This is a genomic window from Mucilaginibacter pallidiroseus (assembly GCF_007846085.1).
GTDB lineage: Bacteria > Bacteroidota > Bacteroidia > Sphingobacteriales > Sphingobacteriaceae > Mucilaginibacter > Mucilaginibacter pallidiroseus.
The window spans coordinates 246,691-258,769 of sequence record NZ_VOEJ01000007.1 but is presented as its reverse complement, the minus strand read 5'-3'; the positions used below and the strand labels follow the sequence as shown (position 1 = coordinate 258,769).

Sequence of the window (12,079 nt, the reverse complement as noted above, 5' to 3'; positions counted from 1 at the left end):
TATACAAGAGATATATAACATATGGCATCTCACAGTGAATCAATTATCAGGGAACCGTTAATAACCGGCAAGGACATTACCTATGCACGCATTACTAACGAAGTATTGTTGCCTGTTGAAAATAAACCAAACAAAGCCTGGTGGATCGGCTTCACAGTAGCAGCATTAGGCGCAATGCTTTGGGTTGTATCTATCAGCTACACCTTCTGGACCGGTTTAGGTACATGGGGTTTAAATAAAACAGTAGGCTGGGCGTGGGATATCACCGGCTTCGTATGGTGGGTAGGTATCGGTCACGCTGGTACGCTTATCTCTGCCGTATTGCTCATCTTCCGTCAAAACTGGCGTAACTCTATCAACCGGTCTGCAGAGGCGATGACTATCTTCGCGGTTATTTGCGCCGCAACATACATTGTAGCGCACATGGGCCGCCCTTGGTTAGCATACTTCACATTACCATTGCCAAACCAGTATGGCTCACTATGGGTAAACTGGAACTCGGCCCTTATGATGGACGTATTTGCGATCTCTACATACTTCTCAGTTTCATTGGTGTTCTGGTACACAGGTTTATTACCTGATATCGCATCAATCCGTGACCGTGCAAGTGGCCTTCGCCGCCGTATTTACTCTGTTCTTTCATTCGGGTGGACAGGTTCAGTAAAAACATGGCAGCGTTTTGAAACCGTATCATTGATCCTTGCAGGTATATCAACACCACTGGTACTTTCGGTACACACCATTGTATCTTTTGACTTTGCAACCTCGTTAGAGCCGGGATGGCACACCACCATCTTCCCACCGTACTTCGTTGCGGGTGCAATCTTCTCTGGTTTCGCCATGGTGCAAACGCTATTGCTGGTAACCCGTAAGGTATTGGGTCTTGAAAACTACATCACGATGTTCCACATCGAATCGATGAACAAGATCATCATGCTTACAGGTTCAATTGTAGGTGTGGCTTATATCACCGAGTTCTTTATTGCATGGTACTCGCAGGTTGAGTACGAGCAATATGCTTTCATCAACCGTGCAACCGGCCCGTACTGGTGGGCTTACTGGAGCATGATGTCATGTAACGTGATCTCTCCACAGTTATTCTGGTCTAAGAAATTGCGTACCAGCATCAAATTCTCATGGGTGTTATCTATCGTGGTAAACATCGGTATGTGGTTCGAGCGTTTTGTAATCATCGTAACCTCATTACACCGTGACTATATCCCATCAAGCTGGGCTATGTTCTACCCAACCTGGGTTGACGTAGGCGTGTTTGTTGGTTCAATCGGCGTGTTCTTTACCTTGTTCCTGTTGTTCATCAGGGTATTGCCTTCTGTAGCTATGGCTGAGGTGAAACTGTTGGTTAAAACATCAAGCGAGCAGGCTAAGAAAAAACTTATTGACGAAGGCCACCTTGATCCGGCCCACGTACAGTATTATAAAGAGTCGTTAATTAAGTATGACAGTGTAGACATGTCTGACTACGAAAAAGTATAACCATGAGCAAGACAAAATTTATATTAGGCTGTTTTGACGATCCGGATGAAATGATGCACGGGATCGAGAACCTTCAGAAAAATAGTATCCCGATTTATGATGTGTACACACCGATGCCTATCCACGGTATCGAAGCTAAATTGGGCATAAAAGATTCGAGATTAGGTTATGCTGCGTTTTGCTTTGGTTGCCTTGGTGCATGCGTAATATTCAGCATTGTTTATTACACACTTGTGCATGACTGGCCAATGAACGTTGGTGGTAAGCCAAGCTTTTCAATACCTAACTTTGTACCGTTTACATTTGAGTGGACCATCTTGTTTACCGCTTTTGGTATGACATTTACCTTCTTCGCGGCTACACACCTTTTTCCGGGCCGCGCGCCAAGGGTAATGGATTTGCGCGCTACCGACGACCGCTTTATTATAGCAGTTGATGCAAAAGGTAACATTCCGCATGATGATATAACCAGTTTATTAAAAGACGCAGGAGCAGTAGAAGTAAAGCATAACGAAAGGAAATATGTTAGCTATGAATAAATATAGAATATTGGGCACAGCGGCTTTCGCTATCGCTGCATCAGTTGTGATGACTTCATGCCACGATAAGCGCAGTACCGGCTGGGAATACGCTCCCAATATGTACGAGCACATTGCTTACGAAGGCGACCAGGCTAACCCTAACTTTAAAAACGGGCAAACCGCTCAGGTGCCGCCCGCAGGTACCACGCCGGTAGGTTTTAAACGTTTCGATTATCCTAACACCAAGGATGGTTACGAGTTGGCAGGTACCGAGGTTAAAAACCTTTTGGCAAATACCTCAAAAAACATTGAAGATGGTAAAAAGCTGTTCACTACTTTTTGCTCTCCTTGCCACGGGGTTACCGGCCAGGGCGATGGTTTAGTAGTTCAGCACGGCTATCCTGCGCCTCCGTCATACTCAAAAGGCCAGTCATCACGTGGTGGTGCAATGAAAGATCTTACAGATGGTAAAATATACCACACAATTACATACGGTGTAAACTCAATGGGCTCGTACGCTTCGCAAGTGTCGCCAGAGGAACGCTGGAAAATTGTTATGTATGTTCATCAATTACAAAATTTATAAGAATTTATTTTAATGAAGACTCACAATAGTATAGAAGAACGTTATGAATTTGCCGGAAGCGCCAAAACCTGGAGCTTAGGGGCAATCGTAATTGGTCTTGTAGCAATAGCAATTGGCTTTATACTCGGTGGCGAGCACGTTCAGCGCATGTTCAGCAACCTGCTGTTAATGTCATACTGGTTTGTATGTATCTGCACCGCGGGTGTGTTCTTCTGCGCTTATCAATATGTTGCGCAGGCAGGCTGGTCTGCTTCTTTGATCAGGGTGCCACAGGCTTTTGCCAAGGTATTGCCTATAGCCAGCGTTATCATGCTTATCATAGTAGGTGCCGGTTTATATTTCAAACATGAAGTTGTGGAGCACGGTATAACAGAAAAAGTTCCTTACCTGTACGCACACTGGGCTACACACGGGTTAACCATACCTGGCAGCGAAAACTTCGATCCTATCATTTTTGGTAAAAAAGGCTTTTTAAATATACCTTTCTTTTATGGCGCTTTAGTGGTGATGCTTGGAGCCTACAGCTTTTTTGGTTACAAAATGGCTAAGTTTTCTGAGGCAGAAGATACTGAAGGCGGTATGTTCAACTACGATCAGAGCTTTAAATATGCTTGTATATTCCTGGTAATATTTGGTTTTACCTTTCCGATCTTTGCGTTCGGTGCTATCATGTCATTAGAGGCACACTGGTTCTCTACCATGTTTGGCTGGTACAACCTGGCAGCAATGCACGTTAGCGGCCTATCTATCATGGCGCTTGTTATCATATTGCTTCGTAAAAAAGGCTATATGCATTGGGTGACTGAAAACCACATGCACGATTTTGGTAAACTGATTTTCGGTTTCTCTATCTTCTGGTGCTACGTTTGGTTTGCACAGTTCTTCCTTACCTGGTATGCCAACATGCCTGAGGAGTCTGTTTACTTCTACATCAGATGGGAGCCCGAGTATAAGTTTTGGTTCTGGTTAAATATCGTTATTAACTTCCTTGCACCTTTATTACTATTAATGTCTCGCGATGCAAAACGTTTAACCAACCGCATGATGTGGACATGTATTGTGCTTATTGCCGGCCACTGGTTAGATTATTACCTGATGATTATGCCTGGTACAGTAAAAGAGCACAGAGGTTTTAGCGTTGAAGAAATAGGAACGTTTGTAGCATTTGGTGGTATGTTTACCTTTTTGATGCTGAGCAAATTAAGTAAAGCCGAATCGCTTATACCTAAAAAACATCCGTTCCTGGATGAGAGCCTGCATCATCACATATAATATTTGTTAAATTTGCAACGGAATACAGCTTCAAACAACCAATAAAATGGGATTTAAACTTTTAATACGTTCTAAAAAAATGCTTTCGCTGTTAGCTGCGTTTGTACTGTTAGGTACCAACGTGCTGATGGCTCAGACTGATGCGGCCTCCGCTTCTCCGGCAACGGATGCAGCGGCTGCTGATAACGGCCTGCCAACTGCCGGTTACTATATACTGCTGTTTTTAATAGTTTGCTTTATAGTTGCAATTGTTGGTAAGATCCTTAAGGTGTATGACCTTAGCCAGCAGGTTCAGGGCAAAAAGCCAATGAACTGGAACAACCTGATGGGCGCTTTGTGCCTTGTGTTCCTGGTTGCAGCTGCTTACGGTGCTTATTGGGAATTTACAGTTCATGGCAGCATGATATTACCTGCCGCCGCATCGGAACATGGTAAGAAGATTGACCAGATGTTCTGGACAACAACCACGCTTACCATGATAGTATTTGTTATAACGCAGATATTATTGTTTACATTCCTGTTTATATACCGTTACAATGCAAAACGTCGTGGTCACTTCCTGCCTCACAATAATACTATTGAAAAGGTATGGACTATTATCCCTGCGGTTGTATTAACTGTGTTGGTGATCTTTGGTTTCTTTACCTGGCAGCAAATTACCAACCATATCGATGCTAAAGGCGAGCCTGCTTCTATCAACGTAGATGTAACAGGCCACCAGTTTGCATGGGAAATCCGTTACGGTGGTAAAGACGGCCGTTTAGGTACAACAAGCTACAAACTTGTTAATGCCGGTAACAAAGTAGGTTTGGATTTCAAAGATAAATACAGCTATGATGATTTGCAGGCCGATACTATTTACCTGCCTGTAAACAAATCAGTGAGATTTAATATCCACTCACAAGATGTTATCCATAGCGTTTACGTGCCTCACTTCCGTGTGCAACTGAATGCTGTACCGGGCCTTCCTACTTTCTTTAAGTTTAAGCCAACCGTTACCACTCAGGAAATGCGTGCAAAAACGGATAACCCTACTTTTGAATATGTACTTTACTGCAACAAAATTTGCGGTGGAGCCCACTATAACATGAAGAAAATTGTTCGCGTGGTTCCGCAGGCCGAATACCAGGCCTGGTTGTCGCAGCAAAAACCTTATTTAACAGATCAGCTTAAAAAGGATTTGAAATTTGCTGCTGAGAGCAAAGGTGCAGAAGATAAAAGGTTAGCGTTAAACAATTAATACAATAAGATTAGCGAGTATGTCAACATTAGCAGTTCACGATCACGAAGTAGCACACCACGGCGATGATCACGGACACCACCATAAAGCCACTTTCTTAAATACATACGTATTTAGCCAGGATCACAAGATGATCGCCAAGCAATTCCTGATAACAGGTATTATAATGGCGGTTATTGCAATGATCTTATCTATCCTGTTCAGGATTCAGTTAGCGTATCCTGATAAAGCTTTCCCTTTAATGGAAACTTTACTTGGTCGTTTTGCACCGGGCGGTCGTTTAGATTCAAACTTTTACCTTGCATTGGTTACCATTCACGGTACCATCATGGTATTCTTCGTGTTAACTGCCGGTTTGAGCGGTACCTTTGCCAACTTACTTATCCCATTGCAATTGGGTGTACGTGATATGGCTTCACCTTTCATGAACATGCTATCTTACTGGTTGTTCCTGATTGCAAGTATAGTAATGTTATCATCATTCATGGTACAAAAAGGCCCTGCAAGCGGTGGTTGGACAATTTATCCGCCATTATCGGCATTGCCTAAAGCTATGCCAGGCTCTGGTATGGGTATGACCTTGTGGTTAACCAGTATGGTGCTTTTCATCGCATCACAGTTAATGGGTGGTATCAACTACGTTAGTACAATCCTTAACATGCGTACCAAAGGTATGGATCTTTGGAAAATGCCGCTTACCGTTTGGGCTTTGTTCCTTACTGCTGTATTAGGGGTATTAGCATTCCCTGTATTAGTAGCAGGTGTGGTATTGTTGGTATTCGACCGTAGCTTTGGCACAAGCTTCTACCTTTCTGATATCGTATTGAACGGTAGCCAGGTACAACCTTACGAAGGTGGTAGCCCGATATTGTTCCAGCACTTGTTCTGGTTCTTGGGTCACCCTGAGGTGTACATCGTAATTATGCCTGCAATGGGTATATCGTCAGAGGTTATGTCTGTAAACTCGCGTAAGCCAATCTTTGGTTACCACGCAATGGTTTACTCATTAATAGGTATTACCGTTCTTTCGTTCATTGTTTGGGGTCACCATATGTTTGTTACGGGTATGAACCCGTTCCTGGGCGGTGTGTTCATGATCACTACGTTGATTATTGCTGTACCATCAGCAGTAAAAACATTTAACTGGTTAGCTACATTATGGCGCGGTAATATCCGTTTCTCTGCCGCTATGTTGTTTGCTATCGGTATGGTGTCTTTCTTCATCTCTGGTGGTTTAACCGGTATCTTCCTGGGTAATGCTACGCTGGATATCAACCTGCACGATACTTACTTCGTGGTTGCTCACTTCCACCTGGTAATGGGTTCGGCAGCTATATTTGGTATGCTTGCCGGTGTTTACCACTGGTTCCCTAAAATGTATGGCCGTTTAATGAACGAGAAGTTGGGTTACCTGCACTTCTGGTTAACATTCATTGGTGCTTACTTGGTGTTCTTCCCAATGCACTTTATGGGCTTGGATGGCGTACCTCGTCGTTACTATGCATTTACCGAGTTTGAGTCGATGAAACAATGGTTATCAGTTAACACCTTTGTTACCTGGGCGGCTATTATATCTGCACTTGCGCAAGTTGCGTTCTTGTATAACTTCTTCCACTCAATATTCTTTGGTGAAAAAGCTACTCAGAATCCTTGGGAGGCTAACACCCTTGAATGGACTACACCTGTTGAGCGCATCCACGGTAACTGGCCTGGTGAAATTCCAAGCGTTTACCGTTGGCCATATGATTACAGTAAGCCGGGTGCCGAAGAGGATTTCATCCCGCAAACTGTGCCACTTTCACAAACTATGAGTTCAAATCTTCCGCACGATTTTGAAGATAATCCTGCAGGCCTTGAGGCACATGCAAAATGGGTTAACACTCAAAAAAGCAACGAAGAGGTAAAATAAGGATCGATATAGATCTGATTTTTAGGGTAGCTGTCGGGTTTTAAGTTGTTTGTCGTAATAGTCATAAGTAGAAATACACACTTACGACGTACCGCAGGTAACTTAACGCTAAGGATAGCTGCCCTAATTTTTTCTGACATAATTAAATGAACAAAAGCGCATCCGGTAATACTTTTATAAGGATCAACCTGATGACCATTATCACATTGTTTTTAGTGATACTGGCCGGCGGGGTAGTGCGCAGCTCGGGCTCGGGCATGGGTTGCCCAGACTGGCCTAAGTGCTTTGGCCGCTATATCCCGCCAACCAACGCATCCGAACTGCCCAAAGATTATAAGGAAGTTTATGTAGCAAAGCGCATGGCAAAAAATCAAAAGTTTGCCCGCATGCTCAATGCACTTGGTTACGATCAATTGGCCGCCCGTATACGTAACGACCGCTCGATATTAATGCCCGAAGATTTTAACGGCGTACGCACGTGGACCGAGTACCTTAACCGCCTTGTGGGCGCTATCGTAGGTGTCTTTTTGCTGTTAACCGTTGTTTATTCGTTCCGCTACCTTAAAACCAACGGCTGGATAGTTTTTTTAAGCATTTTTAACCTTTTGCTTACGTTTTTCCAGGCATGGCTCGGCTCAATTGTGGTATCAACCAACCTTGTGGCATGGATTGTTACCGTACATATGTTACTGGCACTTGCAATATTGGCTATCAGTATAACAACTTACCACATGGCAAGGGTGATGGGTCGCTATAAAGTGGAAACCAAGCCGCTCACTATTATACTAACGGTGGCTGTGGTATTGATAAGCTTATTGCAGATTACATTTGGGACCGAGGTTCGCGAAAAAATTGATGCAGTTGCCAGCCATTTGGAAGGCGGTTACCGTGATAGCTGGGTTAGCCGCGCAGGCGAAATATTCTCGCAGCATCGTGATATGGCAGTTGTAGTGCTTTTACTAAATATTTTTTTGTACGTATTAATACGCCGTACGTTTAACAGGCACTCTATACAACAGCAGTTAATGAGCTTTACGTTTTTGATGATAATGCTGCAAATTGTTACCGGTATATTTTTATCATATGCATCGTTGCCACCGTTTGCACAGGCGTCGCATATAGTGCTGGCCAGCCTTGTATTTGGTGCGCAATTCTATTTACTACTCAACCTTTTCAGGTCGGTTAACTTGCAGGGGGTACAACGATGAGCAGAGGCGATTTTTCAAAACTGATAAAGCTGCGATTGACCTTTTTGGTTACGTTCTCGGCATCTATATCATTTATTATAGCGGTTAAGGCCAATGGCGGCAATACATGGGGATCGCTTTACAGCACTACCATGTGGCTTATGTGGATAAAGCTGGTTATAGGCGGTTTCCTGGTAACATCAGCAGCCAACTGTTTTAACGAAGTAATTGAAGTTAAGCTTGACCGCTTAATGAAGCGCACCATGGACAGGCCAATGCCTGCCGGCCGCATGACGACAGGGCAGGGGCTTGTGTTAGGCATGGGTATGGGCATCATTGGCACCTACCTGTTGGGGAGCTTAAACCTGCTTACAGGCCTGCTTTCGGTATTTTCGATATTACTGTATGCATTTGCTTATACGCCGTTGAAGCGCAAATCGCCCATTGCAGTATTTGTTGGCGCTATACCAGGCGCGTTGCCTGCATTGATAGGTTATGTAGCAGGGCAGCCGCATGGCCGTATTGATGAAATTGCGTTGATACTATTTGCTATACAATTTATATGGCAGTTTGTGCACTTTTGGGCTATTGCCTGGGTGCTTGATGATGATTACAAACTGGCGGGTTTCCGTTTGCTGCCAACCGGCGAGCGCGATAAAGCCAGTGCTGTAATCACTTTTATATTTGCTATTATAATGGTACCTGTAAGCCTTTTACCAACATTTTATGGCCATGGCGGTTACTATGTTGGCGGGGTATCACTAGTAATGAGCCTGATATTTTTATACCAGGCATTTAACCTGCTGCGTACGCTGGAGATAAAGGCTGCCCGCACGCTGATGTTTGGTTCGTTTTATTATCTGCCAGTAGTGCAGTTAATGTTTTTATTTGATTTTATAGTTAAGGCATAGTGATGGCTCAATTAACAGAAGATAAATTAGACCTCGCGCCCAAAAAATTCAATATGTGGATTTTCATATTCACATCGTTTATGTTTTTTGCCGCGCTGAGCAGTGGTTTTATAGTTTACAGCGGAGGCACCGGGCATGGTATAAATGCCAAAATGCCACAGGCTTTTATTTTAAGTACCATTATCATTTTAGTAAGCAGCGGTACCATGTATATGGCATCTAAGGCTGCTAAGGGTTTGCAGTTTGATAAACAACGTTTGTACCTGTGGCTTACTATTGGCCTTGGTGTAGCTTTCTTTTTTTCGCAATTGTATTCCTGGTATGTGCTGGTAAGCAAAATGGGTATTTACTTTAGTAACCCTAACGCTTCCCAAAGTTTTATTTATGTATTTACCGGGATGCACTTGTTGCACATTATTGCAGGCTTATTGTTGCTGGCCAATACCCTTTACCGAAGCTACCGCAATACCCCACAAGTTAAGAACTTATACAACATGCAGATGTCATCGATATTTTGGCATTTTATAGATATTATATGGATTTATCTGTATGTTTTTTTACTTTTGAACCAATATTAACAAACACATGAGTACACAGGTATCACAAATTGATGAAATAAAATCGACACCATGGTCTGGGGGGAAATCTCCGTTTAATGTGGAGTACGGTAAAATGATGATGTGGTTTTTCCTACTATCGGATGCGTTCACATTTTCATCTTTACTTATCGCCTACGGCGCTTTGCGTTTCAGCTCAAATAGCTGGCCAGCTGCCGACCTGATCTTTCAGTCGGTTCCGGGTATGGTCGATCACGGTGCACCACTTGTATTTGTGGGTTTAATGACTTTTATCCTTATTGCAAGTTCGGTAACAATGGTTTTAGCTGTTGAGGCCGGGCATCGTATGGCACGCAAAGAGGTTGCGGTTTGGATGATCTGGACCGTCATCGGCGGGTTCACTTTCCTGGGTTGCCAGGCATTAGAGTGGAGCCACTTACACCATGAAGGTTTTTGGTGGGGAAGCATCCCACACGAATTAGGTGAATATTTCAGACATGGCGAAGCACCGTCAGCTACGTATACACAACAGTTTGCCAATCTTTTCTTCACCATTACAGGTTTCCACGGTTTCCACGTATTTAGCGGTGTCATCATCAACATCATCATTACCATCAACGTAATGTTTGGTACTTACGAAAGACGCGGCAGCTACCTGATGATTGAAAAAGTTGGTTTATACTGGCACTTTGTAGATCTTGTTTGGGTATTCGTGTTTACCTTCTTTTATTTAGTTTGATCATTTTTAACTGATTATATATGTCATCAGAACCAACAAGCGTACACCATGAAGAGCATGGTGATACCATGACCAAAAAGAAAATATTACAGGTATTAGCTATTTTAGTTGCTATAACCGCTGTAGAATTTTTTATAGCACTTGTACTGGTACCTAAAGGTACTATGCCATTGCACATTGCTAACCCAATTTATATTGTATTAACCCTTGCAAAAGCGTTTTACATTGTAGCTTACTTTATGCACTTAAAGTTCGAGAAAATTGGTTTAGTGTTATCTATAATTGTCCCTGTACTATTTATCATAGGTTTAATACTCGTATTGACTAACGAAAGCCACTACTGGACTGACTTTATCAGATAATAATGCGTAAAGCAAGCTTCCCGAAAAAGATAATAATCCTGGTACTCATATTAGCGGTACCGGGATTTTTATATTATTTACTAACCGCAAAGGGAAAGAACAGGTATAAACCACTTCCATTTTACGGACCTAAAGAAGTAGCCAAAACCGGCCACAAGTTTCACGGCAAGTTTATACCAGACACTATTTACCATAAACTGAGCGATTTTAAACTGACCGACCAAAATGGCAACGAGGTAACCGATAAAAGCTTTGATAAAAAGTTGATGGTAGTTAGTTTTTTTTATACCGGCTGCCCAAACGTTTGTAAACAGGTAAACAAAAATCTGAGCGGCCTTGATAGCGTGTACAGGAAAAACAAAATGGTGCGGATGGTATCATTAACGGTAAATCCCGAGCATGATACTGCGCCGGTACTCAAAAAGTATGCTGCACAGTTTAACCCCGGCCCGAACTGGATGTTCCTGACAGGCGACACTACCACCATATATAACCTTGCTCGCAAGGGTTTGTTGGTTGATGCCCTTAAGGTTGACGACAACAACTTTGTATATAGCGATAAAGTGATGCTGGTTGATGCCGAGAAGCGGATCCGCGGATACTACTCGGGCACATCGCTTACCGACCTTAATCGCCTTAACGAAGAAATAAGAGTACAAATTGCCGAAGAACTACGTAAAGTAGATAAGGCACTTTATTAAGAGAGTGATTTTTACAATGACCGATAAGTTTATTATAAGATTTGTAGCAGGGGTAACCATTTTTGTGATTGCCGTTGTTATTATATTGAACAGGCACCTTATACCGGGTCCTGCTACACCGCCCGCATTTACACCTTACCTACCGTTGCTAAACGCTGTGCTTAACGGTACATGTACTGTATTGCTACTTACGTCACTGTATTTTATTAAACGAGGTAACGTAACAATGCACAAAAGGTTAAACATTACCACCTTTTGCCTATCGTCGATATTTTTGGTCTCATACATATTATTTCACTACCTGATGCAGAGCGATACCCACTATGGCGATGCTGATGGGAATGGTGTTGTATCGGCAGATGAACTTGCTGCGGTTGGAAGCTTGCGCACAATTTATTTTACAATACTTGTACCGCATATAGTACTTGCAGCCGGTGTTTTACCTTTAATTTTGCTAAGTTTTAACTCGGGCCTGCAATTACAGGTAGCCAAACATAAGAAATTGGTAAGATGGACGTTTCCATTATGGCTGTTTGTTACAATAACCGGGGTGATTGTTTATTTGATGATAAAACCTTACTACCATTTTTAATAAGGATA

At 42.9% G+C, this 12,079-nt stretch carries 13 protein-coding genes; all 13 read left to right on the top strand.

The window, feature by feature from the left end; genetic code table 11:
* The first annotated feature begins 21 nt into the window (after window positions 1-21).
* The 13 genes from nrfD (at window position 22) to FPZ43_RS15390 (ending at window position 12,071) form a co-directional block, all read left to right on the top strand.
* Complete coding sequence (nrfD, locus tag FPZ43_RS15450) at window positions 22-1,494, top strand: NrfD/PsrC family molybdoenzyme membrane anchor subunit (RefSeq protein ID WP_146382825.1); 1,473 nt, start codon at window positions 22-24, stop codon at window positions 1,492-1,494.
* A 2-nt stretch (window positions 1,495-1,496) separates the two neighbouring features.
* Window positions 1,497-2,033 (top strand): DUF3341 domain-containing protein, encoded by a 537-nt coding sequence (locus FPZ43_RS15445; RefSeq protein WP_146382824.1) that lies wholly within the window; start codon window positions 1,497-1,499, stop codon window positions 2,031-2,033.
* Window positions 2,026-2,601, top strand: coding sequence for a c-type cytochrome (locus FPZ43_RS15440; RefSeq protein WP_391563981.1), 576 nt, complete (start codon window positions 2,026-2,028; stop codon window positions 2,599-2,601). The genes FPZ43_RS15445 and FPZ43_RS15440 overlap by 8 nt, the downstream gene beginning before the upstream one ends.
* A 12-nt stretch (window positions 2,602-2,613) precedes the next feature.
* A complete protein-coding gene (locus tag FPZ43_RS15435) occupies window positions 2,614-3,873 on the top strand; it encodes a quinol:cytochrome C oxidoreductase (protein ID WP_146382822.1) in 1,260 nt (419 codons plus the stop codon).
* Window positions 3,874-3,919: 46 nt separating this feature from the next.
* Window positions 3,920-5,113: a cytochrome c oxidase subunit II gene (locus FPZ43_RS15430; protein ID WP_146382821.1), complete on the top strand. Its 1,194-nt coding sequence runs from the start codon at window positions 3,920-3,922 to the stop codon at window positions 5,111-5,113.
* A gap of 19 nt (window positions 5,114-5,132) precedes the next feature.
* Window positions 5,133-7,022, top strand: a complete 1,890-nt coding sequence (locus FPZ43_RS15425; RefSeq protein WP_146382820.1) for a cytochrome c oxidase subunit I — start codon at window positions 5,133-5,135, stop codon at window positions 7,020-7,022.
* 146 nt (window positions 7,023-7,168) lie between these two features.
* Complete coding sequence (locus tag FPZ43_RS15420; protein WP_146382819.1) at window positions 7,169-8,230, top strand: COX15/CtaA family protein; 1,062 nt, start codon at window positions 7,169-7,171, stop codon at window positions 8,228-8,230.
* Window positions 8,227-9,120, top strand: a complete 894-nt coding sequence (cyoE, locus tag FPZ43_RS15415; RefSeq protein ID WP_146382818.1) for a heme o synthase — start codon at window positions 8,227-8,229, stop codon at window positions 9,118-9,120. The genes FPZ43_RS15420 and cyoE overlap by 4 nt, the downstream gene beginning before the upstream one ends.
* Before the next feature lie 2 nt (window positions 9,121-9,122).
* Complete coding sequence (locus FPZ43_RS15410; protein ID WP_146382817.1) at window positions 9,123-9,698, top strand: cytochrome c oxidase subunit 3; 576 nt, start codon at window positions 9,123-9,125, stop codon at window positions 9,696-9,698.
* A gap of 7 nt (window positions 9,699-9,705) precedes the next feature.
* Window positions 9,706-10,416, top strand: coding sequence for a cytochrome c oxidase subunit 3 (locus FPZ43_RS15405; protein WP_146382816.1), 711 nt, complete (start codon window positions 9,706-9,708; stop codon window positions 10,414-10,416).
* A 20-nt stretch (window positions 10,417-10,436) separates the two neighbouring features.
* A complete protein-coding gene (locus tag FPZ43_RS15400) occupies window positions 10,437-10,778 on the top strand; it encodes a cytochrome C oxidase subunit IV family protein (protein ID WP_146382815.1) in 342 nt (113 codons plus the stop codon).
* Between the two features lie 2 nt (window positions 10,779-10,780).
* Window positions 10,781-11,479: an SCO family protein gene (locus tag FPZ43_RS15395; protein WP_146382814.1), complete on the top strand. Its 699-nt coding sequence runs from the start codon at window positions 10,781-10,783 to the stop codon at window positions 11,477-11,479.
* Window positions 11,480-11,495: 16 nt separating this feature from the next.
* Entirely contained in the window at window positions 11,496-12,071 is a 576-nt protein-coding gene (locus FPZ43_RS15390) for a DUF420 domain-containing protein (RefSeq protein WP_146382813.1), read from the top strand.
* Window positions 12,072-12,079 lie beyond the last annotated feature (8 nt).